General features: G+C 74.5%; 23 protein-coding genes. 11 read left to right on the plus strand and 12 right to left on the minus strand.

The window, feature by feature from the left end:
- Position 1: 1 nt before the first annotated feature.
- Genes MET2598_RS0100375 through MET2598_RS0100385 form a run of 3 tightly spaced genes read right to left on the minus strand, consistent with a single transcriptional unit; the run spans position 2 to position 2,144 of the window.
- On the minus strand, positions 2–727 hold the full coding sequence (locus tag MET2598_RS0100375; RefSeq protein ID WP_018259491.1) for a molybdopterin-dependent oxidoreductase: 726 nt from the start codon (positions 725–727) through the stop codon (positions 2–4).
- On the minus strand, positions 724–1,401 hold the full coding sequence (locus tag MET2598_RS0100380) for a cytochrome b/b6 domain-containing protein (RefSeq protein ID WP_018259492.1): 678 nt from the start codon (positions 1,399–1,401) through the stop codon (positions 724–726). Before MET2598_RS0100380 ends, MET2598_RS0100375 begins: the two co-directional genes overlap by 4 nt.
- Positions 1,398–2,144 carry a substrate-binding domain-containing protein gene (locus MET2598_RS0100385; protein WP_018259493.1) on the minus strand — a complete coding sequence of 249 codons (747 nt, stop codon included), beginning with the start codon at positions 2,142–2,144 and terminating at the stop codon, positions 1,398–1,400. Before MET2598_RS0100385 ends, MET2598_RS0100380 begins: the two co-directional genes overlap by 4 nt.
- Positions 2,145–2,329: 185 nt before the next feature.
- Between MET2598_RS0100385 and MET2598_RS0100390 the strand changes: the two genes are divergently transcribed.
- Positions 2,330–3,193 (plus strand): MBL fold metallo-hydrolase, encoded by an 864-nt coding sequence (locus tag MET2598_RS0100390; protein WP_018259494.1) that lies wholly within the window; start codon positions 2,330–2,332, stop codon positions 3,191–3,193.
- Between the two features lie 104 nt (positions 3,194–3,297).
- Here the strand turns inward: MET2598_RS0100390 and MET2598_RS0100395 are convergent, their stop codons facing one another.
- Together MET2598_RS0100395 and MET2598_RS0100400 are read right to left on the minus strand one after the other, a co-directional pair.
- Entirely contained in the window at positions 3,298–4,854 is a 1,557-nt protein-coding gene (locus MET2598_RS0100395; protein ID WP_018259495.1) for a glucan biosynthesis protein, read from the minus strand.
- A gap of 7 nt (positions 4,855–4,861) precedes the next feature.
- Positions 4,862–5,050: a hypothetical protein gene (locus MET2598_RS0100400; protein WP_198293045.1), complete on the minus strand. Its 189-nt coding sequence runs from the start codon at positions 5,048–5,050 to the stop codon at positions 4,862–4,864.
- Positions 5,051–5,229: 179 nt separating this feature from the next.
- Here MET2598_RS0100400 and MET2598_RS0100405 point away from each other — a divergent pair, with 179 nt between their 5' ends.
- Complete coding sequence (locus MET2598_RS0100405) at positions 5,230–6,828, plus strand: gamma-glutamyltransferase family protein (protein WP_018259496.1); 1,599 nt, start codon at positions 5,230–5,232, stop codon at positions 6,826–6,828.
- A gap of 146 nt (positions 6,829–6,974) precedes the next feature.
- Here MET2598_RS0100405 and MET2598_RS0100410 read toward each other — a convergent pair whose 3' ends face one another.
- Together MET2598_RS0100410 and MET2598_RS0100415 are read right to left on the minus strand one after the other, a co-directional pair.
- Positions 6,975–7,571 carry an ActR/PrrA/RegA family redox response regulator transcription factor gene (locus MET2598_RS0100410; protein ID WP_012334606.1) on the minus strand — a complete coding sequence of 199 codons (597 nt, stop codon included), beginning with the start codon at positions 7,569–7,571 and terminating at the stop codon, positions 6,975–6,977.
- A gap of 41 nt (positions 7,572–7,612) precedes the next feature.
- Positions 7,613–8,998 carry an ActS/PrrB/RegB family redox-sensitive histidine kinase gene (locus MET2598_RS0100415; RefSeq protein WP_018259497.1) on the minus strand — a complete coding sequence of 462 codons (1,386 nt, stop codon included), beginning with the start codon at positions 8,996–8,998 and terminating at the stop codon, positions 7,613–7,615.
- A 254-nt stretch (positions 8,999–9,252) separates the two neighbouring features.
- Here MET2598_RS0100415 and MET2598_RS0100420 point away from each other — a divergent pair, with 254 nt between their 5' ends.
- Both MET2598_RS0100420 and MET2598_RS0100425 read left to right on the plus strand, forming a co-directional pair.
- Positions 9,253–10,527 (plus strand): polyhydroxyalkanoate depolymerase, encoded by a 1,275-nt coding sequence (locus tag MET2598_RS0100420; RefSeq protein WP_018259498.1) that lies wholly within the window; start codon positions 9,253–9,255, stop codon positions 10,525–10,527.
- A 63-nt stretch (positions 10,528–10,590) separates the two neighbouring features.
- Positions 10,591–11,334, plus strand: coding sequence for a M48 family metallopeptidase (locus MET2598_RS0100425; RefSeq protein WP_026190433.1), 744 nt, complete (start codon positions 10,591–10,593; stop codon positions 11,332–11,334).
- 186 nt (positions 11,335–11,520) lie between these two features.
- On the opposite strand, the gene MET2598_RS0100430 is transcribed toward MET2598_RS0100425, so the two are convergent.
- Positions 11,521–11,892 (minus strand): hypothetical protein, encoded by a 372-nt coding sequence (locus MET2598_RS0100430; RefSeq protein WP_018259499.1) that lies wholly within the window; start codon positions 11,890–11,892, stop codon positions 11,521–11,523.
- Positions 11,893–12,105: 213 nt separating this feature from the next.
- On the opposite strand from MET2598_RS0100430, the gene MET2598_RS0100435 reads away from it, so the two are divergent.
- The 4 genes from MET2598_RS0100435 to MET2598_RS0100450 are packed head-to-tail and all read left to right on the plus strand — an operon-like array spanning position 12,106 to position 16,813.
- The gene (locus MET2598_RS0100435; protein WP_012334601.1) at positions 12,106–12,606 is read left to right on the plus strand and encodes an invasion associated locus B family protein; all 501 of its coding nucleotides are present in this window, start codon (positions 12,106–12,108) and stop codon (positions 12,604–12,606) included.
- Positions 12,607–12,621: 15 nt separating this feature from the next.
- Positions 12,622–13,215: a hypothetical protein gene (locus MET2598_RS0100440; RefSeq protein ID WP_012334600.1), complete on the plus strand. Its 594-nt coding sequence runs from the start codon at positions 12,622–12,624 to the stop codon at positions 13,213–13,215.
- Positions 13,216–13,227: 12 nt separating this feature from the next.
- Complete coding sequence (locus MET2598_RS0100445; protein WP_018259500.1) at positions 13,228–15,189, plus strand: glycosyltransferase family 2 protein; 1,962 nt, start codon at positions 13,228–13,230, stop codon at positions 15,187–15,189.
- A gap of 43 nt (positions 15,190–15,232) precedes the next feature.
- Positions 15,233–16,813: a glycosyltransferase family 2 protein gene (locus tag MET2598_RS0100450; protein ID WP_018259501.1), complete on the plus strand. Its 1,581-nt coding sequence runs from the start codon at positions 15,233–15,235 to the stop codon at positions 16,811–16,813.
- 60 nt (positions 16,814–16,873) lie between these two features.
- On the opposite strand, the gene purC is transcribed toward MET2598_RS0100450, so the two are convergent.
- The gene (purC, locus tag MET2598_RS0100455; protein WP_026190434.1) at positions 16,874–17,668 is read right to left on the minus strand and encodes a phosphoribosylaminoimidazolesuccinocarboxamide synthase; all 795 of its coding nucleotides are present in this window, start codon (positions 17,666–17,668) and stop codon (positions 16,874–16,876) included.
- A 374-nt stretch (positions 17,669–18,042) separates the two neighbouring features.
- Between purC and MET2598_RS0100460 the strand changes: the two genes are divergently transcribed.
- A complete protein-coding gene (locus tag MET2598_RS0100460) occupies positions 18,043–18,828 on the plus strand; it encodes an HpcH/HpaI aldolase family protein (RefSeq protein ID WP_018259502.1) in 786 nt (261 codons plus the stop codon).
- A gap of 33 nt (positions 18,829–18,861) precedes the next feature.
- On the opposite strand, the gene MET2598_RS0100465 is transcribed toward MET2598_RS0100460, so the two are convergent.
- Together MET2598_RS0100465 and MET2598_RS0100470 are read right to left on the minus strand one after the other, a co-directional pair.
- On the minus strand, positions 18,862–19,545 hold the full coding sequence (locus MET2598_RS0100465; RefSeq protein ID WP_012334595.1) for an alpha/beta hydrolase: 684 nt from the start codon (positions 19,543–19,545) through the stop codon (positions 18,862–18,864).
- A gap of 65 nt (positions 19,546–19,610) precedes the next feature.
- Entirely contained in the window at positions 19,611–20,294 is a 684-nt protein-coding gene (locus tag MET2598_RS0100470) for a DNA-3-methyladenine glycosylase family protein (protein WP_012334594.1), read from the minus strand.
- 40 nt (positions 20,295–20,334) lie between these two features.
- Here MET2598_RS0100470 and gluQRS point away from each other — a divergent pair, with 40 nt between their 5' ends.
- Positions 20,335–21,174, plus strand: coding sequence for a tRNA glutamyl-Q(34) synthetase GluQRS (gene gluQRS, locus MET2598_RS0100475; RefSeq protein WP_018259503.1), 840 nt, complete (start codon positions 20,335–20,337; stop codon positions 21,172–21,174).
- 129 nt (positions 21,175–21,303) lie between these two features.
- On the opposite strand, the gene MET2598_RS0100480 is transcribed toward gluQRS, so the two are convergent.
- A complete protein-coding gene (locus MET2598_RS0100480) occupies positions 21,304–22,269 on the minus strand; it encodes a GlxA family transcriptional regulator (protein WP_036270638.1) in 966 nt (321 codons plus the stop codon).
- A 74-nt stretch (positions 22,270–22,343) separates the two neighbouring features.
- On the opposite strand from MET2598_RS0100480, the gene MET2598_RS0100485 reads away from it, so the two are divergent.
- Complete coding sequence (locus MET2598_RS0100485) at positions 22,344–23,021, plus strand: DJ-1/PfpI family protein (RefSeq protein WP_018259505.1); 678 nt, start codon at positions 22,344–22,346, stop codon at positions 23,019–23,021.
- Positions 23,022–23,079: the final 58 nt, after the last annotated feature.

Here is a 23,079-nt window from a genome sequence, read left to right on the forward strand (position 1 = left end):
TTCAGAGCCCGCTGAACCAATTGTAGCCCCGGTCCGGCCAGTAGCCCCGCGGCTGCTTGTCGGTGACGTAGACCGTGGTGACGAATTTCGGGTTCTTGAAGCCGAGCTTGGTCGGCACCCGCAGCTTGAACGGGAAGCCGTGGCGGACCGGAAGCGTCTCGCCGTGGAGGCGGAAGGCCATCAGCGTCTGCGGGTGCAGCGCCGTCGGCATGTCCAGGCCCTCGTAGTAGCCGTCCGCGCACTCGAAGCCGACGTAGCGGGCCGTCAGGTCGGCGCCGACGCGCTCCAGGAAGGTGCGCAGCGGCGTGCCGCTCCACTGGCCGATCATGCTCCAGCCCTCCACGCAGACGTGGCGCGTCACCTGGGTGACCTGGGGGAGCGCCGCCAGGGCATCCACGGTCCAGGGCCGCTTGTCGGCGATCCGGCCCGCGAGGTGCAGGCGATAGGTCGCCGGGTCCAGGCGGGGCGCATCCTGCGGCCCGTACCAGGCGTTGTAGCGGAAATCCTTCACCGCCAGGGCATCCGGGAAGGTCGGGGCGAGCCGGTCGGGGCCGAACAGGCTCGCCTGCACGCGGTCGTTCCAGGCCGAGACCCGGGCGAGCGCCGCCTGGACCGCGTCGCCGTCGCTCACGTCGCAGCCGGTGAGCAGGGTGAGCGCGCCGAGCGTGAGGCTGCCGCCGAGGAGGCGGCGCCGGTCGAAGGTGAAGTCGCGCGGGAGCAGGGTCATGCCGCGTCTCCGGTCCCGAGGGACGTGTCCGAAGCGGGCCGGCCGGAGCGGCCGGTGATCATGGCCACGAGCGTGCTCGGCACGAGGGCGACCAGGGCGAGGTGGATGACGAGGAAGCCGACGATCGCCGTCATCGCCAGGAAGTGGACGACGCGCGCGCCCTGGAACCCGCCGAAGGCGAGTTCGAGCGGGTAGGTCTGCACCGGCTTCCAGATCGCGACGCCTGACAGGATGACGACCAGGACCGCCGCGAGGACGCCCCAGTAGAACAGCTTCTGCACGGCGTTGTACTCGCCGAGCCGGTGCTCCAGCCGGAAGCGCAGCGCCGCTGCGAGGTCGCGCAGGACGCTGCGCGGCCCCACCGGCAGGAAGTCGCGGCGGAAATGGCCCGAGGCGAGGCCGTAGCCGACGAAGAGCAGGTAGGCGCCGGCGAGGACCCACATGCCGGCGAAGTGCCACGCGATCGCGGTGGCGACGCCCGGGTCTCCGTGCCGGGCGAGGGCCGCCTCGACGTCGCCGCCGAGCGTGGCGAAGAGCGGGAAGCGGAAGGGCAGGATCGGCTCGGCGTTGTAGATGCGCCAGCCGCTGCCGATCATCACCAGGATCGCGCCCGCCATGGTCCAGTGCGCGATCCGCACCGGCCAGGCATGGGTCTGAACGCCGTGCATGCTCATGCGGTCGTCTCCAGTCCCTGCGCGGCGAGCGCTCCGCTTCCGGCGGGCGAGGTCAGGAAGTCGAGGAAGGCCCGCGGATTCGGCCGACGGGCGAGGCGCGTCACGGCCGCCCGGTAGGTGATCGGCGGCGCGACGCGCTCCGGGACCGGGCGGATCACCTCGAGCGCGGGGCGCTGCGCGAGGTCGCTCGCGTGCAGCAACCCCGCCTCCGCCTCGCCGCGCAGGACGAGGTCCAGCACCTCGTCCGTGTCGAGGACGCCGACGACGCTCCTCTCGCCGAGCTGCAGGGCTCGCAGGATCCCGGGCCCGTCCATGTCGGCGGCCGGGGTCGGGTCGCAGACCGCGATCCGGCCCCTCAGCGCGTCGGCGGCGGCGCCCTTGCGGGCCGCGACGACGAGGCGGTTGCGCCACGCCCCGACCGGCGCCCCGTCGATCAGCCCGGCGGCGGCCGCCTGCGCCACGATCCCGTCCTGGGTGACCAGGAGGTCGTTCTGGACCTTGCGGGCGAGCTGCGGGACCAGGAGGCCGGGGCTGGTCGGGAAGACCCGGACCGTGACGCCCGAGACGGACCGGAACCTCTCCGCCGCCCGGGCGAGGACCGGGCCCAGGGCCGTGTCGCAGTTGAGGACGAGGTCGGTGGTGGTGACCTCTCCTCCCGGACTCTGGGGCTTGCTCTGGGGCTTGGCGGCGGCCAGCGAGAGGAGCGGGAGGCTGAGGAGGAGGCGTCGGCGAAGAAGCGTCATGCGGGTCCCCCCGATCGTGCCGCCGGGCGCCCGCCCGCCGCCTTGACCGTTGCCCCGTGTTTCGCCGCCGCCCGCCCGGCGGTTACGCCGCGGCTTCGAGAACCCGCCGGAGATCGACCCGTGCGGCCGCCGCACTATCTCCCGCCGAGCGCTGTCTGCCCAGCCCTCTTGACCAGGACCCGACCTTGCCCGGCTACCTGCCCTTCGCGGGCGCGCTCAAGCTCCCGGCCTTCCTGTGCGACAATTGCGGTTTCTGGCAGCGGCACGTCGCGGCCCCGCCCGCCTGCCCGCTCTGCCTGGACGCCCGCCACGTCGTGCCGCAGCAGGGCTGGCGCTTCCGCACCGTCGCGGAGGCGCAGGCCGCCTTCCCGTGTCACTGGGCCGAGGTCGAGCCCGGCGTGTGGAAGTTCTGGAACGACCCGGTGACCGGGATCGGGCCGAGCGCCTACCTGGTGACCACCCCGCACGGGAATCTGGGCTTCGAGGGCTGCACCGTGCTCAGCGACGCGGCGCTCGACCACGTCGCGGCGCTCGGCGGCGTGGCGGTGCTCTCGGCCTCGCATCCCCACAGCTACGCCGCGCTGCCGCAGCTCCAGGACCGCTTCGACCCCGAACTCGCCCTGCCGGCGGCGGATTTCGCCTGGAGCGCCGCCCTCCGGGTGTCCTGGCCCTACGACGACCAGCTGGAGCCGCTGCCGGGCCTCGTCCTGCACCGCACGGCCGGCCATTTCGACGGCCACGCCGTGCTGTTCGACCGCGCCCGCGGGATCCTGTTCTGCGGCGACGCGCTCAAGTTCGAACTCGATCCGGAGGATCCGCGCCGGGCGCTGACGATCTCCGCCCACAAGGCCTTCGTGCGCGGCGTGCCGCTCACCCCGGCCGAGCTGCGGCGCTACCGGGAGGTCTTCGCCGGCCTCGACTTCGTCCAGACCTGGACGCCCTTCGAGCAGGCCGCGAATGTCGGCCGGCGCGAGGTGCTGGCCCTGATCGACTCGATGCTGGCGGGGCGGCCGCACGCCTATCCGGTGCCGCTCGCCGAACTCGGGTAGCGCCCGGACGGGCGGCCCCGCCCTCGCGCCGGCGCGCACCCTTCCCCGGAGGGGGCGACGCGCGGCGGTCGATCGAGGGGCGCAGGATCGCCCCGATCCCGCGGTCAGGTCGCCGGGATGACCTGGTAGGTCCAGGTCTCGCTGAGCGTGCGGTCGCCCTGGCGCAGGAAGAGCCGCAATTCCACCGGCTCGGACCCGGTGACCGCGAGGTCGAACTCGGCGCGCCAATGGCCCGGCACGTCGTCCGGCACCGCCTCCGTGCGGGCGAGCGGGAAGCTGCCGCGGGAGGCGCTGAGCACCGGCTCGGGCTTCACGCCCGTGGGGAGCTGCGCCAGCGGCCCGCCCAGGAACTCCACCACGAACTTGCGCAGGCCCTTCGGGCGCTCCGTCCCGGCCTGCCCGCCATTGCCCTCGCGGGTCGCGACGCAGCGCGCGAGCGCGGACGGATAGGGCTCGTCGGCCACCCAGTGCAGCCGGTAGGCGAGGTCGTGCACGGAGCCGGCCCGGGCCGGCTCCTCCGGCACCCACATGGCCACGACGTTGTCGTGGATCTCGTCGTCGGTCGGGTTCTCGATGAGCTGCACGCTGCCCCGGCCCCAATCCCCGAGCGGCTCGACCCAGAGCGAGGGCCGGCGGTCGTAGTAGACCCCGTCCTGGTAATGGTCGAACAGGCGGTCGCGCTGCATCAGCCCGAAGCCGCGCGGCCGCGCGTCCACGAAGGCCGAGACCATGGTCCGGGGCGGGTTGCGCAGGGGCCGCCAGAGGCGCTCGCCGCTCCCGGTCCACAGGGCCAGCCCGTCCGAATCGTGCACCTCGGGGCGCCAGTCGACGGCGCTGGGCTTGGCCGTCTCGGAGAACCAGTACATCGAGGTGAGCGGCGCCAGCCCGAAGCGGCCGACGTCCCGGCGCAGGTGCAGCCGCGCCTCGATCTCCATCACCACGGCCTTGCCGCGCCGCATCCGGAACCGGTAGGCGCCCGCCACCGAGGGGCCGTCGAGGAGCGTCATCACCGTGACGGTGTCGGAATCCGGCGCCGGCGTCTCGAACCAGACATGGGTGAAGTCGGGAAACTCCTCCGGCCGGTCCGGCATCACGGTGTCGAGGGCGAGGCCCCGCGCCGAGAGTCCGTACTGGTAGAGTTCGCCGATCGCCCGGAAATAGGAGGCGCCGAGGAACGCCACCCAGTCGTTGCGCCGCCAGTCGAGGGCGCCGCCGCGCCGCTCCTGGAAGCGGAAACCCGCGAAGCCGGGATTCGGCGGCAGGCGCCGGGCGGGCGAATCCGCCGGCATCTCGAAGGCGTCCTGGACGTAGACGATCTCGCGGGCCTCGCCCCCCTCGACCAGGTGCATCCGCACCGGCTTCTGGAAGTAGCGGCCGAGATGGAAGAAGGTCACCGGGAAGGCGCCCGGGCCCTCGGCCCAGAGGGCGTGGTCGGGCTTGAAGCGCAGCTTGCCGTGGGCGTCGTAGTCGATCGCCTGCAGCACCTCCCGGTCGGGGATCGCCGGGGGCCGGTAGGGCGCGGCGGCGAGGTCGCGGGCGCGGGCCTTCAGCGCCTCGAAGTCGAAGGGGCTCGGCGCCCCGAGCGGCAGGCCGGCCGCGCGGGCGGGGAGGCCGCCGGCCAGGAGCGCGGCGGCGGCGAGGAAGCGGCGGCGGTCGAGCATGACGGTCTCAGCGCCGGGGGCGGACCGGCTCGATGCTGGAGGCGCGGCGCCAGAGCTGGACCATGATGGAGAGCGCGACCAGGCTGAAGGCGCCCATCAGGACGTGGCCGACGAGGTCGCCGAGCTCGAACAGGCCGGCGATGGCCCAGCCGGCCGCGATCGCGACGCCGAACACCTCCGTGCCGACCAGCACCATGATGCTGAGGAGCGTGACGAGGTTGCGGGTGCTGAGGGAGCCGGAGCTGGCGGGCACGGGCGGGACCTTGGCTGTGGGACGAGGGGGCCGGACCATATTCCGTTCGGCGCCCGCGGGCGATAGCCTGAAGGCCCCCCGGGGCGCAACCGGCCCCATCGTCACGCCATCCCCCGAGCCCGATGCCCGAGACCCCCGTCTTCGACCACGCCGCCTGCGCGGCTCCCCACCACCTCGCCGCCGCGAGCGGCCGCGCCGTGCTGGCGGAGGGCGGCAACGCCGTCGAAGCCATGCTCGCCATGGCGGCCACGATCGCGGTCGTCTACCCCCACATGAACGGCATCGGCGGCGATGGATTCTGGCTCGTGCGCGAGCCCGGCGGGCGGGTCCACGCCATCGAGGCCTGCGGGCCCGCCGGCCGGCTCGCCACGATCCGGCGCTACCGCGACAAGGGCCACGAGCGGATCCCCGACCGCGGGGCGGATGCCGCCGTCACGGTCGCGGGCGCGGTCGGCGGCTGGGCCCTGGCGCGCGATCTCGCCGCCGCCCTTGGCGGCAGGCTGCCCCTCCCGGTCCTGCTCGGCGACGCGATCCGCCTCGCCCGGGAGGGCGTCGCGGTGTCGGCCTCGGAGGCCCGCTACGTCCCCAAGGAACTCGACACGCTCTACGATCAGCCGGGCTTCGCCGGGACCTTCCTGATCGGCGGGAAGGCGCCCGCCGCCGGCGCGGTCCGCGCCCTGCCGGCCCTGGCCGCGACCCTGGACCAGCTCGCCCATGCGGGGCTCGACGACTTCTACCGGGGCGACGTCGGGCGCGAGATCGCCGCCGATCTCGACCGGGCCGGCAGCCCGGTGACCCGCGCCGACCTCGACGCCTACCGGGCGGTGCGGCGGGCCCCCCTGTCGGTGCGGCTCGCCCAGGGCACCGTCTTCAATTGCCCGCCGCCGACCCAGGGGCTCGCGGCCCTGATGATCCTCGGGATCGTCGAGCGGCTCGGCAGGCTGCCGCCCGAATCACCCGCCTGGTGCCACGCCCTGATCGAGGCGACGAAGCGCGCCTTCCGGGTGCGCGACGGCGTCGTCACCGACTTCGACCGGCTGCGGCACGATCCCGCCGCCTTCCTGACCCCCGACCGCCTCGCCCGCGAGGCCGCCGCGATCGCCATGGACCGGGCCGCCCCCTACCCCCTGCGCCCGCTCGGCGACGGCGACACGGTCTGGATGGGGGCGATCGACGGGTCGGGCCTCGCCGTCTCCTACATCCAGTCGGTCTACTGGGAATTCGGCTCCGGCCTCGTCCTGCCGGCGACCGGCATCGCGTGGCAGAACCGCGGCACCTCCTTCTCGCTCGATCCCAAGGCCACGAACCCGCTCGAGCCAGGCCGCAAGCCCTTCCACACCCTCAACCCGGCGCTCGCCGTGCTCGACGACGGGCGGGTGCTCTCCTACGGCAGCATGGGCGGGGACGGTCAGCCGCAATTCCAGGCCCAGGTCTTCACCCGCTACGCCGGCCACCGGATGGGCGTGGCCGAGGCGGTCGACGCGCCGCGGCTCCTGTTCGGCCGCACCTGGGGCGCCGAGTCGATGACCGTCAAGGTCGAGGACCGCTTCGACCCGTCCTGCATCGCGGAGCTCCGCCGCCGCGGCCACGAGATCGAGGAGCTCGGCGGCGCCTACGTCGATTCCCTCGGCCATGCCGGGCTGCTGGTTCGCCATCCCGGCAACGGGCGGGTGGAGGCGACCCATGATCCGCGCTCGGACGGCGGGGCGGCCGGGATCTGACGCGGGGCAGGCCCGCGCGACGCGTCCGTGCGGATCTCGGATGAGGAGGGTGCGCCGCCTCGCCGCCGGCACCAAAAACCCCGCTCCCGCGCGCGGAACTGGCGCGCGCGGGAGCGGGGTGGCTCGTCCCCCGGAGTCACGCGCGCCTACCGCGGCGCGCGCTTGGCGAGGATCCGCTGCAGGGTGCGGCGGTGCATGTTGAGGCGGCGGGCCGTCTCGGAGACGTTGCGGTTGCACAGCTCGTAGACGCGCTGGATGTGTTCCCAGCGCACCCGGTCGGCGGACATCGGGTTCTCGGGCGGGTCCGCCCGCTCGCCCGGCTGGGCCATCAGCGTGCCGTGGATCTCGTCCGCGTCGGCGGGCTTGGCCAGGTAGTCGAAGGCGCCGAGCTTCACGGCCGTCACCGCCGTCGCGATGTTGCCGTAGCCCGTCAGGATCACGCCCCGCGCCTCCGGGCGGCGCTCCTTGAGCCGGGCGATCACGTCGAGGCCGTTGCCGTCGGCGAGCCGCATGTCGATCACCGCGAAGGCCGGCGGATGCGCGTCCACGAGCGAGACGCCCTCCGCCACGCTCTCGGCCACCTGCACCTGGTAGCCGCGGGCCTCCATCGCGCGGGCGAGCCGCGTCGAGAACGGCTTGTCGTCGTCCACGATCAGCAGGCTGCGATCCGCGTGTGCCGCGAGCGGATCGCCTTCCGGTACGAGTCCGGAGCTCGGTGGAGTCTGGGTTCCGTACTGCGTCATCAAGAGACGCTCCTCACTATTCGTTCAGTCTCTTCAAAACGTTATATAGGAACGTCGCGGGCCGTCGTCAGGGGGAGAGCGCCGCTCGTTCCCCCGAATTTGCGCGCCGCCACGTCCCTCTCGAAAACGTGACGCGGCCAGGCGATGCGCACCATGGCGCCGGTCGAGGGATCGGCCGCGTTGGCGAGGGCGATCTGGGCGCCCGAGCGCTCGATCAGGGTCTTGGCGATGAACAGGCCGAGCCCGAGCCCCGATCCGCCCTCCTCGCCGCTGCCCGAGCGCCCGGCGCCCCGCGTCGTGACGTAGGGCTCGCCGACCCGCAGCAGCACGTCGGGGGCGAAGCCCGGGCCGTCGTCGCGGATCTCCAGCCAGACCCGGTCCGCGCTCCAGCGCGCCTCGATGACGACGCGGCTCTCGGCGAAGTCCACCGCGTTGTCGACGATGTTCGAGAGCCCGTAGAGCACGCCGGGATTGCGCCGGCAGCGGGGCTCCGTCCCCTCGCCGCGGGTCGAGACGTCGAGGATGATCCCGAGCGCCCGCTGGGGCGCCACCAGCTCCTCGACGAGGTGGCTGAGCGAGATCGTCTCCAGGAAGCTCGACTGGTCCTCGTCCAGGGAGGTGAGCTTCGACAGGATGCCCCGGCAGCGCTCGACCTGCTCGCGCAGGAGCTTCAGGTCCTCGGCGACCGCGGGCGTGGCGGCGGGGCCGAGCGCCCGGTCGAGTTCGCTGACCACCACCGTGATGGTGGCGAGCGGCGTGCCGAGTTCGTGCGCGGCCGCCGCCGCGAGCCCGTCGAGCTGCGACAGGTGCTGCTCGCGGGCGAGGACCAGCTCGGTCGCGGCGAGCGCCTGGGCGAGCTGGCGCGCCTCCTCGGCGACCCGCCACGCGTAGACGCCCGTGAAGGCGATGCCGAGCAGGATCGCGGTCCAGACCCCCGAGACGTAGAGGAAGGGGATCTCCATCCGCTCCGCCGAGAACCACGGCAGCGGCCGGTGGACGAGGGCGAGCAGCGTCGACAGGCCGACCGCGAACAGGCCGAGGGCCAGGGTGTGGGCCGGGGGCAGGGCCGTCGCGGAGATCAGGACCGGGGCGAGGAAGAGGAGCGAGAAGGGATTCTGCAGCCCGCCGGTGAGGAACAGGAGCGCGGCGAGCTGGACGATGTCGAAGGCGAGCAGCAGCGCCGCCGACGTGTCGCTCAGCCGGTAGCTCGCCGGGAAGCGCACCCGCAGGATGAGGTTCAGCCAGGAGGAGGCCGCGATGACGAGGAAGCACCAGCCGAAGGGCAGGGGCAGGCCGAGCCCGAGATGCGCGCCCGCCACCGCGGCGCTCTGGCCCGTGATGGCGAGCCAGCGCAGGCGCACGAGCGTGTCCAGGCGCAGGTGACGCGCGTCGTGCACCAGGTCGATCGGCGAAGCCTCATTCGTCATGCCACCACGATAGCGCGCGACGGGGCTCTGCCCAGGCCCCGGCCCCCCGCGCCCCCTGCAAGATAATGCCACTTTTCCGGGCAGCCCTGCGACCAAAATGGCACAGCCCGCTTTCTTTGGTATCATATTGCACTTTGGGTCAACGGGATGCCCTTGCGTGCGCCGACCGGAACCATAACCTCTGACAGTCGGTTGGATGCGGGCGTCTCCCGCGGCGCTGCGGCGCCGCCGGATCCGAGAACGGGCGGTGCGGCATGGATCTGTCTTATTTCTTGTACGAAGCGGCGCATTGGATGCTGACGCCGGCGCGGGTCGCGGCGGACGCGACGCAGCTCGTGTTCCAGAACCCGGTGAATCCGATCTCCTACACGCCCTATGGCCGCACGGTCTCGGCGGCCTGCGAGATGTTCGAGCGCACCACCCGGCGCTACGGGAAGCCCGCCTTCGGGCTCCCGACGACGGTGGTCGAGGGCATGACGGTCGCGGTGAGCGAGCGCGTGGTCTGGGAGAAGCCCTTCTGCCGGCTCGTCGCCTTCGAGCGGGCGCTGCGCCTCCCGCCCGCCCAGGCCCAGCCGAAGGTGCTGGTCGTCGCCCCGATGTCGGGCCACTACGCGACGCTGCTGCGCGGCACCGTCGAGGCGCTGCTGCCCGGCCACGAGGTCTTCATCACCGACTGGATCGACGCCCGCATGGTGCCGCTCGAGGTCGGGCGCTTCGACCTCGACAGCTACATCGACTACCTGATCGAGATCTTCCAGCATCTCGGTCCCGACCTGCACGTGATGGCGGTGTGCCAGCCCGCGGTCCCGGTCTTCGCGGCGGTGGCCCGGATGGAGGCGGAGGGCATGCCCGGCGTGCCGACCTCCATGACCCTGATGGGCGGCCCGATCGACACCCGCCGCTCGCCGACCGCGGTGAACTGCCTCGCGGCCGAGCGCGGCATCGAGTGGTTCAAGCGCAACTGCATCACGGTCGTGCCGCCGGGCTATCCCGGCACCTGGCGCCAGGTCTATCCCGGCTTCTTCCAGCTCTCGGGCTTCATGGGCATGAACCTCGACCGTCACCTGACGGCGCACTGGGACATGTTCAAGCACCTCGTGCGCAACGACGGCGACTCGGCCGAGAAGCACCGCGAATTCTACGACGAGTACCTGTCCGTGATGGATCTCACGGCGGATTTCTACCTGCAGACGGTCGAGACGGTGTTCGTCCAGCACGCCCTGCCGAAGGGCGAGATGCGCCATCACGGTGCGCCGGTCGACCCGACGGCGATCCGCCGCTGCGCCATCATGGCGGTCGAGGGCGAGAAGGACGACATTTCCGGCGTCGGCCAGACCAAGGCGGCCCTGGACCTCACCCCGAACCTGCCGGACGCGCGCAAGCTCTACCACCTGCAGCAGGGGGTGGGGCATTACGGGGTGTTCAACGGCTCGCGCTTCCGGGCGCAGATCCTGCCGCGGATCTCCGCCTTCATGCACGAGATGCAGGGCACCACGATGGCGCCGCCGCGGCTGCTTCAGGCGAGCTGAGGTGGCGAAGGGAGCGCGACCGGCACGCTGGCAGCAGGCCCGCCGACCGCCTAGAGTGGCGCCATGCGAGTCGCGTTGCTGCGCCGGTCGGCGCCCGATCCCACTCACCTGACGGTCGCGCACGACGGAACCACCTTCCGGGTGGCGATGCGGCGGCGCGCCAGCGCCCGGCGGATCACGCTCAGGGTGTCGAGCGCGACCGGGGAGGTCGTGCTGACGCTGCCCGAGCGCACGGCGGTGTCGGTGGCCCAGCGCTTCGCCGACGCGCACGCGGACTGGGTCGCGGCCCGCGTCGCCAGGGTGCCGGCCCGGGTCGCCCTGGAGCCGGGGGCCCTGGTTCCGCTGCGGGGCGTGCCGCACCGGATCCTGCACTGGTCGCTGGCCGGGGGCGCGACCGTCGCCACCCGGGACGCCGAGGAGGCGCCGGTGATCGCGGTGGCCTGCCAGGTGCCGCATGTGGGGCGCCGGGTGCGCGACTACCTGGAAGCCGAGGCGCGCGGCGACCTGCGCGAGGCCGTGGCCCGGCATGCCCGGGCCCTCGGCCGCGGCCCGAGGCGCCTCACCGTCCGCGACACGCGCAGCCGCTGGGGCTCCTGCTCGGCGAGCGGGCACCTCAACTTCTCCTGGCGGCTGATCCTGGCGCCGCCCTTCGTGCTCGACTACCTCGCCGCCCACGAGGTGGCCCATCTCGCGGAGATGAACCACTCGGACCGCTTCTGGTCCCTGCTCGACCGCCTCTACCCCCGCGTCGAGGAGGCCGAGCGCTGGCTCAAGCGGCACGGGACCGAGCTGCACCGCTACGGGTGAGGGGGAGGCGCCTCGGCGAAACCGCCCCGGCGCCCCGCTCGCGATGCCGGCGCCGCTCGGCCGGGCGGCGCCGCGCCGGGCTCATCCCACATCCGCTCGATCCCTTCGGGATGGCGGATGTAGGCGTCGCTCAGGCGCCGCGCGGGCTGGTGATCCGGGATCCGCTGTGATCGACCGGATCCCGGATCAGCCCCTGCTGCGCACCACCACCCGCGTGACCGCCGGCCAGGTCGGGCGCGGATCGACCTGGCCCGGGGCGAGGGTGCGCGGCGCGATCGCGTCGCAGACCTCGCGCTGCCGGATGATCACCACGCCGGCCTCGTCGTGGCGGCGGATCACGCCGCCCTCGCGGCAGAAGCCGGCGATCGCGGCCGAGCGGGAGGCGCGCCGCCCGCGCGGGTTGCGCTGCACCGGCGGGTGCTCGATCGTCAGCGGGCCGTAGCGGTTGAGCGAGCGCTCGACGTAGGTGGTCTCCTCCATCGGCAGGGGCTCGGCCCGCGCCGCGAGCGGGGCGAGGAGCAGCAGGGCGAGGGAGACGGCACTCAGGGGCGGGCGCATCGGCGGTCCTTCGGTCGGACGGATCCCGGCAAATCTAGGGCCGAGCCGGCCCGGGAGGAAGCCGTTCCGCGGCGACCGGGACGGGTCGCGGCCCGCCTGTGTCTTCGGGGCCGTGACGCGGCGTCGCTTGACAGCCACGACTCCCCGTGGTCGGAAGCCGCGGGTCGTGGCGCTCGACGGGGGCGCGGGAAGGAGCCGGCGAGGGTGCGAGACATGGTGCGACGGGCCGTACTCCTGGCGGCCCTCCTGCTCGCGGCGGGCCTCCCGGCCGGCCGGGCCGCCGCCCAGGGTGCGGTCAAGCAGACCTTCGAGGATTGGCAGCTGCGCTGCGAGACGCCCGCCGGCGCCAAGGCCGAGCAATGCGCCCTCGTCCAGTACGTCGCCGCCGAGGACCGGCCGAACCTCACCCTCGCGGTCATCGTGCTGAGGACGGCCGACAACCGCGGCACCCTGCTGCGCGTGGTGGCGCCCCTCGGCATCCTGCTTCCCTCCGGCCTCGGCCTGAAGATCGATCAGGCCGATATCGGCCGCACCCTGTTCGTGCGTTGCCTGACCACCGGCTGCGTCGCCGAGGTGGTGATGGACGAGAACCTGATCCGGCAGCTCAAGACCGGCCAGCAGGCCACCTTCATCGTCTTCCAGACGCCCGAGGAGGGCGTGGGCATCCCGCTCTCGCTCAAGGGCTTCGCGGCCGGGTTCGACAAGCTGCAATAGCCGGGAGCCGCCATCGTGACAGCAGGCACATCCCTGAGAGGCTGCGCGGTCCTGCTCTGCGCCGTCGCCCTGGCCGGGCCGGCCGCGGCCCAGGAGGATGACGGGAGCAACCCGCTCCTCAACATCTTCCGCTACGGCGGCACCACCAAGCCGCCCGAGGCGCCGGCGAACCCCGACGACGTCTACTGCCCGATCATCGACATCACCGAGGGCGGCTCCTCGATCCAGTCGGGCACGGGGACTGGCATCCGCCACCAGATCTCCCTGGCGCAGGTGAGCCGCGAATGCGGCCCCGGGCCGGGCGGCTCCGTCCTGGTCAAGGTCGGCGTCCAGGGACGGGTGCTCCTCGGCCCGGCCGGCGCGCCGGGGCGGTTCGAGGCGCCCGTGACCGTCACGGTCAAGCAGGGCGGCACCGTCTTCGCCCGCCGCACCCGGCGGGCGAGCGTGACGATCCCGGCAGGCGCCGCCAGCGCGAGCTTCGCCGTCGTGGAGGACGGCATCACGGTGCCGGCCCGCGCGGCGAACGAGTTCGAGATCGAGGTCGGGCTCGGCGGCGCGGGCAAGCCCGCCAAGCGCGGCCGCGGGGCCGGCTCCGCACCGGCGGGCTGAGCCGCCGGCCACGTGTCCCCGCCCCCTGTTCGCCTCGAACCCCACGACGACCCCGATTTCACGCGCCGCCTGGTCCTGCCGGGCGCGCCCGGCGGGCGCTGGCTCTCGCTCACCTACGCGGCCGACCGCTTCGCCCCGGCGCCGCGGCCGATGCTGCGCTTCCTCGGCCCCGACCCGTCGGAGGCGCTGCTGCCCGGGCCGGTGCTCGGCCGCGCCGCGTGGCTCGGGCCGGTGCCGCCGGGCACGACGGCGATCCTGCTCGCCGCCCCGCCCGCGGGGTTCCGGGTCGAGGCGGCGCGGCTCCTCGGGCTCCCGGCCGTGCTCGCCCGCGCGGCGCGGCGGCGGCCCGCGACCCTCGCGGTCGCGCTGCTCCGCGCCGCCCAGCGCGACGGGCGGCGCTTCCGCAACACCCTGCGCATCGCCGCGGCGGTGACGCCGCTCTCCGCCTACCCGGCCTGGCGGGCCGAGCGCGCCCGGCCCTTCGAGCCCGCCCTCGACCGCCTCGTCCCGGTGCCGCGGCGGATCGGCCTCCTGCTCGCGGCCGCGCCCGGCGAGGAGGCCGCGCTGCGCACGAGCCTGTCCTCGCTCCTCGCCCAGAGCCACCGCGACTGGCGCCTCGCCCTGTCCTGGCGCGGCGCGCCGCCGGCCGGGCTGCCGCGCGATCCCCGGATCGGCGAGGGCGCGGCCTTCCCGGAGGTGGTCGAGGCCGTGGGCCTCCTGCACCCGGGCGACGTGCTCGCCCCGGACGCCCTCGCCCAGCTCGCCCGCGCCCTCGACGGCGCCGACCTCGCCTACGCGGACGAGGAGGTCGAGACGCCCTCCGGCCTCGCGCCGCGCCTGAAGCCGGCCTGGAGCCCCGACCTCGCCCTCGCGACCGGCTATCCGGGCCGGCCGATGCTGCTCGCCCGCGACCTCCTCGCGCGCTGCGGCTGGGAGGAGGCGCAGGGGACGGGCGCGCTGGCCCCCGCCGCCTTCCTGGCCGTCGCGCCCGAGCGGGTGCGCCACGTCCCCCGCATCCTGTGCCGCCGGCCGGCCGGCCCCGAGGCGGCGGAGCCCGGATTGCTGCGCGAGGCGTTGCGGCGCGCCGGCTCCCCCGCCCGGGTGCGCGAGGAGGGCGGCGCCCCCGATCTGCTCTGGCCGCTCCCCGATCCGCCGCCCCTCGCCTCGGTGGTGATCCCGACCCGGGACCGGCCGGACCTGATCCGCACCGCCGTGCGCGGCGTGCTGGAGGAGACCGATTACCCGGCCCTCGACCTCGTCCTCGTCGATAACGGCTCGGTCGATCCCGCCGTCCACGCCTTCTACGCGGACCTGTCGGGCGATCCCCGGGTGCGCCGGATCGACCGGCCCGGCCCCTTCAACTTCTCCAGCCTGGTCAATGCCGGGGTGGCGGCCGCGCGCGGCAGCGTCGTGGTGCTCCTCAACAACGACGTGGCGGTGCGCGACCCGCGCTGGCTCGCCGAGATGGTCCGCCTCGCCGTGCGGCCCGGGATCGGCGCCGTCGGGGCCAAGCTCCTCTACGGCAACGGGCGCCTGCAGCATGCCGGCGTGGTCGTCGGCCTCGGCGGGCGGGCCGGCCACACGCTGCGCAACCGGCCCGCCGACACGCCCGGCCATCTCGGGCGGCTCCGCGTGACCCACGAGGTGGCGGGCGTCACCGCGGCCTGCCTCGCGGTGACGCGCGCCGGTTTCGAGCGGGTCGGCGGATTCGACGAGGCCGCCTTCGCGGTCGATTTCAACGACATCGACTTCTGCCTGCGCCTGCGGGAGGCGGGGTTGCGCAACCTCTGGTGCCCGCACGCGGTGCTCGACCACCACGAATCGGTGAGCCGCGGCCCCTCGGTCGGGCCGGCGCGGGCGCGGTTCGAGGCGGAGGCGGCCCGCTTCACGGCGCGCTGGCGGGCGGTCATCCGCGACGACCCGTACTATCATCCGGCCTTCTCGGTCACGACCTTCGGGGAGGATCTGGAGTGAGGAAGGCCCGCTCTCCCCGGACCGGGGCGCCGGGGCGGCCCGCGTGACGCGCGCGCGCCGCTTCCCCCCATCCCCCGCCCTCGACGCCCTGCGCTTCGCCGAGCCGCTGCGCGGCTCCGGGCGGGACGCCCTCGCGGCGCTGCCGGGGCTGCTGGCGCACCCGCGCGAGGCCCTCGCCATCGGCTGGGCGTGGCTCACGGGCAAGCGCGTGCGCGCCCGCAACCGCGCCGCCGCGCTCCTCGGGGCGCACCCGCGCCTGCGCCCGCGCCCCGTCGCGGGCGCGCCCGCCGCGCGGGCGGCCGCGCCCGCCGGGCACGGCCCGGTGATCCTGTGCCCGGAGGGGCATTGCCTCGCGGAGGGGGCCGCCGCCGCGGTCGCCGAGGCCTTCGCGGGCGATCCGGGCCTGAGGGCCCTTTACGGCGACGCGCTGGTGCTCGGCCCCGGGGACCGCCCGCTGCTGCCGCTGCTGCGGCCCGCCTTCGACCCCGACTTCCTGCTCGCGGTCGATTACGTCGGCCCGGTCGTCGCCCTGCGCGACCCGGTGCGGGGGGAGGCGGGCGACGACGTCCCGGCGCTCCTGCTGCGGCTGCACGATCGGCACGGCCCCGGCGCCGTCCGCCACCTGCCCCGCGTGCTCTCCCTGTGGCGGCCCTTCGCGGCCGCCTCCGGCGACGCCTCCCGCCAAGCCCGCCGGGCGCTCGCCCGCGCCCGCGCGCCGGAGGCGGGGATCGAGACCGGGCCGTGCGGCGTGCTGACCCTGCGCCGCCCGCTCCCCGAGCCGCCGCTCGTGAGCCTGATCGTGCCGACCCGCGACCGGCTCGACCTCTTGCGCACCTGCCTCGACAGCCTGCGCGCCCGCACGGACTGGCCGGGCCTCGACATCATCGTCTGCGACAACGACAGCCGCGAGCCCGAGACCCTCGCCTATCTGCGGGCGCTGGAGGAGGCGGGCGCGGCCCGGGTGCTGCCCTGCCCGGGGCCGTTCAACTTCGCGGCGATGAACAACCGGGCCGCCGGGATCGCCCGCGGGCGGCTCCTCGGCTTCGTCAACAACGACGTCGAGGCGTTCCGGCCGGACTGGCTGCGGCGGATGGCCGAGGAGGCGCTGCGGCCGGAGGTGGGCGCGGTCGGGGCGAAGCTCCTCGACGCGGTCGGCCGCGTCCAGCACGGCGGCATCGTGCTCGGCACGGGCGGGCTCGTCACCCACGCCCATCGCCACTTCCCCGGGGACGCGCCGGGCTACCTGCACCGCCTCGCCGCGACCCACCGGGTCGCCGCCGTGACGGCCGCCTGCCTCGTGGTCGAGGCGCGCAAATTCGCCGAGGTCGGCGGCTTCGACGAGGCAGCCTTCGCGGTCGATTTCAACGACGTCGACCTCTGCCTGCGCCTCGACCGGGCGGGCTACCGCACCCTGATCGTGCCCGGCGCGGTGCTGCACCACCGCGAGGCGGCGAGCCGGCGCTGGACGCCGGAGGCCGCGCGGCGCCACGCCGCCGAGGTCGCCTCCCTGCGGGCGCGCTGGGGGGCGGCGCTCGCCGCCGATCCCTGGTACCATCCGGCCTTCGACCCGCAGGCCCCGACCTACACGCGGCTGCGCCCCGCGCCCGGCGCCGGCCCCCGCTGAACGCGAAGCGGGGCCGCCCGAGGGGCGGCCCCGCTCCGGATCGCCGATGCCCGCCGTCGCCTACTGGACGAGGCGGGGACCGCCGCTCTGCACCTTCTCGTTCTCGCCCAGGATGCCGAGGCGGCGCGCCACCTCCGAATAGGCCTCGATCAGGCCGCCCAGATCCTTGCGGAAGCGGTCCTTGTCGAGCTTGTCCTGGCTCTTGATGTCCCAGAGGCGGCACGAATCGGGGGAGATCTCGTCGGCGACGACGATCCGCATCAGGTCGCCTTCCCAGAGCCGGCCCGTCTCCATCTTGAAGTCGACGAGGCGGATGCCGACGCCGAGGAACAGGCCGGACAGGAAGTCGTTGACCCGGATGGCCAGGGCCATGATGTCGTCGATCTCCTGGGGCGTCGCCCAGCCGAACGCCGTGATGTGCTCCTCCGACACCATCGGGTCGTTGAGCTGGTCGTTCTTGTAGTAGAACTCGATGATCGAGCGCGGGAGCTGCGTGCCTTCTTCCAGGCCGAGCCGCGTCGCCAGGGATCCGGCCGCGACGTTGCGCACCACGACTTCGAGCGGAATGATCTCGACTTCGCGGATCAGCTGCTCGCGCATATTCAGGCGGCGGATGAAATGAGTCGGCACGCCGATGTCGTTGAGATGCTGAAACACGAACTCGGAGATCCGGTTGTTCAGCACGCCCTTGCCATCGATCACCTCGTGCTTCTTAGCGTTGAAGGCGGTCGCATCATCCTTGAAGTGCTGGATGAGCGTGCCCGGCTCCGGTCCCTCGTAGAGGACCTTCGCCTTGCCCTCGTAGATGCGACGGCGGCGGTTCATAGGCGTGTACCGTGGTTTGAGGAAATCCATGGGGCCGTGGCTCCAAAAAACGTGTGAGGCCCGCGGCGCGGCGACCCGAAACCAGGTCGGGCCGGGGACGCATCGTCCCGGCAGCCGGTCGCAAAGTACCCGAAGCGGGAAGGCAGCACAACGCATCGACCGGGCCGCGACTCTGCGGCCGGTCTGCGGGTTCGCTGCCGGCGGAGAGGGGGCCGCCGTCCCTGGCGTGCGCTGCAATCTCCGGGATGTGGTCCCGGGCGCCGCGTCTGTCAAGAATCGCCGGATGTCGCGGCGGATCAAGCCGCGGCGCGGGCGGGCGCCCGGCCTCGACGGGGCGGGCGGGGCAATCGTAAGCTCGCCGCCGGACCGGCCCGGAGCGGCGGGCGGCGCAGGGGAGGAACGGCATGGCGGAACGGGGTGGGGCGGTGGCGGCGCTCGCGGCGCGGATGCGGGAGGGCACGCCCCTCGTCTCCGCCTGGTGCGGGATCCCCGAGCCGGCCGTGGCCGGGCTCCTCGCGGCGGAGCCCGGCTTCGACGCGATCACGCTCGACATGCAGCACGGCGGGTTCGACGAGGCGGCGGTCGCGCGCACGGTTCCGCTCGTGGCAGCCCGCGGCAAGCCGACCCTGGCGCGGGTGCCGGTGGCGGCCTTCAACACGGTGTCGCGGGTGCTCGACGCGGGCGTCTCGGCGGTGATCGCCCCGATGGTGAACAGCGCCGAGGAGGCGGCCATGCTCGCCACCTTCGCCAAGTACCCGCCGCTCGGCGCACGCAGCTGGGGACCGCTGCCGGCCCTCGCCCTGTCGGGTCTCGGGGGCGATCACTACCTCAAGGAGGCGAACGGCTTCTGCCTGACGCTGGCGATGGTCGAGACCCGCGAGGCCCTGGACGCGGTGGACGCGATCCTGGCGGTCGAGGGCATCGACGGCATCTTCATCGGCCCCTCCGACCTCTCGATCGCGCTCTCGGGCGGCGCCGCCCTCGATCCGGGCGGCAGCGTGGTGCGCGCGGCCCTCGACCACGCCAAGGCGCGGGCGCGCGCGGCCGGCAAGCGGATCGGCGTCTACGCCCATTCGCCGGCCCGCGGGCGCGAGAACGTGCAGGAGGGCTTCGACCTCGTCGCGCTGATGGGCGACGGGGCGCTGCTGCGGCTCGGCGCCCAGGCGGCGCTCAACGAGGTGCGGGGGTGAGACGGGCGGGGCCCGGGACTTCCCGCGTCCTCCCTACCTTCCAGCGAAGCCGCTCGCGAGGAACAGCCCCGCATGCTGCAGGGCGCCCTCGTCGATGCCGTGCCCGGTGCCCGCCGAGAGGTGCCACTCCACCGGCACCTCCGCGGCCGCCAGGAGATCGGCCGAGAGGAAGAGCGCCTCGACGGGGATCACCTCGTCCTGGTCGCCGTGGACCAGCAGGATCGGCGGCACGGAGCGGATCGCGGGCTTGAGGCTCTCGGGACCCAAGCTCTCGCTACCCTTGCCCTCCTCGATCACCAGCATGCCCGACAGGCCGACCACGGCGGCGAGGCGGCGCGGCCGGCGCAGCCCCACATGCAGCGCCATCATGCAGCCCTGGCTGAATCCGACCAGGGCGAGGCGGCTCTCGTCGAGCCCGGCCCGCGCGAGTTCGGCGTCCAGGAAGGCGTCGAGGGTGGGCGCCGCCCGGTTCACCCCGCGCCAGCGCTCGTGCGGGTCCCGGAAGGTGAGGGAGAACCATTGCCGGCCGAAGCCCTGGATGCAGGGCTCGGGGGCGTGCGGCGACACGAAGGCGGCGTCCGGCAGCAGCGGCTGCCACGCGTGGGCGAGGTCGATCAGGTCGTTGCCGTCCGCGCCGAAGCCGTGCAGCAGGACCACAAGCTGGCGCGGCGCCCGGCCGGAGCGGGGAGGCAGGCGCGGGCCGGTGAGCGTCGTCATGGTGGCACCTCGGGAGCAGGAGCGCGCCGTCGCGCGTCAGGTGGTGACCGGCGCGCCGCGGCGCCTCAGGGAGCAAGGGGCGCGCCGTCGCGCGCCTTGGCCACGCGGTAATACGCCCAGAGCACCTTGGCGGCGACCCCGCGCCAGGGCCGCCACGCCTGCGCCCGCGCGGCGAGCGCCGCGGCACTCGGGCGCGCGTCGAGCCCCTCCGCCAGCCGCGCCGCCTCCTGGAGCGCGAGGTCGCCCGCCGGGAAGGCGTCCGGGTGGCCGAGGCAGAACAGCAGGTAGACGTCCGCGGTCCAGGGCCCGATGCCGCGCACCGCCACCATCCGGCGATGCGCCTCGTCGGCCGGCAGGGTGTGGAGCGCGGGGAGCGGCAGGTCGCCCGCCGCGACCGCCTCCGCCACCGCCCGCAGGGTGCGGATCTTCGGCCCGGACAGGCCGGCGGCCCTGAGATCCGCCTCGGCCGCCGCCGCGACGGTCTCGGGGGTCACGTCCCGCAGCAGCGCCCTGAGCCGGCCCCAGATCGCGCCCGCGCTCGCCGTCGAGAGCTGCTGGGCCACGATGATGCCGGCGAGCCCCTCGTAGCCCGGCGGGCGCTTGCGCAGGGGCGGGGTCGCCCCCTCCGCCACGAGGCGCGCCATCAGCGGGTCGCACCGGGTCAGCGCCGCGACCCCCTCCCGCAGCACGGCCTCCGAGTCGAGGAGCCGCGTCGGCGGCCCGCCGGCATCGACGCGGGGGCCCGCCATCCCCATCTCAGGCTCACGCTCGACCCGCCCCATCGCGCCCGTGTCCCCTCCGGTCTTCCGCTTCGCCCCGAGCCCCAACGGCCGGCTGCATCTCGGTCACGCCTACTCGGCCCTGCTCAACGCCGCCCTCGCGGCGCGGATGCGCGGCCGCCTGATCCTGCGGATCGAGGACATCGATGTCACGCGCTGCCGGCCGGAGCTCGCGGCCGCGACGATCGAGGATCTGCGCTGGCTCGGCCTCCCCTTCGAGGAGCCGGTCCGGCGCCAGTCGGCGCATTTCGCCGAGTACGCGGCCGCCCTCGCGCGCCTGCGCGCGCGCTCCCTGGTCTATCCCTGCTTCTGCACGCGCCGGGAGGTGGCGGGAACGAGCACGGGGCGCGATCCCGACGGCGCGCCGCTCTATCCGGGCACCTGCCGCGGGCGCCCGGACGCGGCGGCACGGATCGCCGCCGGCGAGCCCCATGCCTGGCGCCTCGACATGGTGCGCGCCCGCGCCGCCTGCCCGGAGCCGCTCCTCGTCGCGAGCTTCGACCCGGAGGGCGCGGTGACGCACCGCGAGGCGCGGCCGGAGCGCTGGGGCGACGCGGTCCTCGCCCGCAAGGACGTGCCGGCGAGCTACCACCTCGCGGTGGTCCACGACGACGCCCTCCAGGGCGTGACCCACGTGGTGCGGGGCGCCGATCTCGACGCGGCCACCGACCTGCACCGCCTGCTCCAGGCGCTGCTCGGCCTGCCGGCGCCGCTCTACCACCATCACGGGCTGATCCTCGATCCGGAGGGCGGCAAGCTCGCCAAGTCGCGCGGCTCCGAGCCGCTCGCGTCCCTGCGGGCGCGGGGCGCGACGCCGCAGGGCTTGCGCGCGCGGCTCGGCCTCGCCTGAGGCGGGCGCGTCGTACGACATCCGATCGGTTGCGTCGCCATCTCCCCTTTCGGCCATGCGGATGTCGGCTTCGCTCAGGCGCCGCGCGGGCTCGTGATCCGGGATCCGCTTGAGCAAGCGGATCCCGGATCAGGCGGACGGCCCGGCGAAGCGCTCCCGGTAGGTCCGGGGCGCGGTGCCGAGCACCCGCAGGAAGCCGCGCCGCATCGTCTCCTCGGAGCCGAAGCCGCAGCGCGCCGCCGCCCGGGCGACCGGCGCGCCCTGCTCCAGCAGGCGCCGGGCCGCCTCGACCCGGATCGCCTCGACGGCGCGGGCGGGGGTGCGGCCGGTCGCCTGCCGGTAGTGGCGCGAGAAGCTGCGGGCGCTCATCCCCGCCCGGGCGGCTAGGACCGGCAGGGAGAGGTCGCCGCGCAGGTGGCCGGCGATCCAGGCATGCAGCCCGTCGAAGCGGCCCGGCTCGGCCTGGAGGGCCAGCACGGTGCTGAACTGCGCCTGCCCGCCGGGGCGCTTGAGGAACACGACGAGGCGCCGGGCGACCGCGAGGGCCGCCGCCCGGCCGAGATCCTCCTCGACCATCGCGAGGGCGAGATCGATTCCCGCCGTGACGCCGGCCGAGGTCCAGACGGCGCCGTCCCGCACGAAGATCGGATCGGGATCGAGCCGCACCCGCGGGAAGCGCTCGGCGAAGAGGCCGCAATGGTCCCAATGCGTGACGGCCCGGCGCCCGTCGAGGAGCCCGGCCGCGGCGAGCACGAAGGCCCCGGTGCAGACCGAGGCGGTGCGGGCGGCCGCCGCGGCGCGCTGCCGGACGAAGGCGAGCATCGCCGGGTCGCGGCTCACGGCCTCGACCCCGCGGCCGCCGGCCACCACGAGCGTGTCGAGGGGGGCGTCGGCCCGGGGCAGCGGGGCCGCGACCAGGCCCAGGCCCGCCGAGGCCGTCACGCAGGGTTCGCGGGCGACCACGACGGGATCGTAGGGCCGGTCAGGCCCGGCCTCGTCGTTGGTGGAGGCGAAGACCTGGAGCGGCCCGGCGACGTCGAGGAGCTGGACGTCCGGGAAGGCCAGGATCTCGACGCGGCGTCGCGGGATTGGCATGATCGGAGGGATGAATGGCGCCTGCGCCAGATCCTGGCCCGGCAAGATCGCGAGCGTCAACCGGGAGCCCCGCCATGCCCCTGCGCTTCGGAATCCTCGCCTTCCCCGCCGTCCAGCAGCTCGACCTGACCGGTCCCTACGAGGTCTTCGCCTCGGCGGGCGACGCGGAGGTCCACCTGCTCTGGAAGGATCGCCGGCCCCTGACCTCCGCCACGGGCCTGATCCTCGCGCCGACGACGACCCTCGCGGAATGTCCGCCCCTCGACGTGCTCTGCGTGCCGGGCGGGGCGGGCGTGAACGCGCTCCTGGAGGATGCGGAGGTGATCGGCTTCCTGCGCGACCGGGCCGCGGGGGCGCGCTTCGTGACCTCCGTCTGCACCGGGGCGCTGGTCCTCGGCGCGGCCGGGCTCCTCGCCGGCAAGCGGGCCACCACGCACTGGAACGCCCTCGATCTCCTGGCGCATTTCGGCGCGACGCCGGTCGAGGCGCGGATCGTGCGGGACGGGTCCCTCATCACCGCGGGCGGCGTCACGGCGGGGATCGATTTCGGTCTCGCACTGGTGGCGGCCCTGCGCGGCCGGGACCAGGCGGAGGCGATCCAGCTCGCCCTCGAATACGCGCCGGCGCCGCCCTTCTCGGCCGGAACGCCGCGGGAGGCCCCGCCGGAGATCGTCGCCCTCGTCCGGGACAGGCTCTCCGGATCGCGGGCGGCCCGCGAGGCGATCCTGGCCCGACTGCCGCGGATCGGCTGATCCGCTGTCCGGACGATCACGTCCGGGACGCGCATGACGCGCCCGCGCGGCGCCTGAG

It is taken from the genome of Methylobacterium sp. WSM2598 (genome assembly GCF_000379105.1).
Taxonomy (GTDB): Bacteria; Pseudomonadota; Alphaproteobacteria; order Rhizobiales; family Beijerinckiaceae; genus Methylobacterium.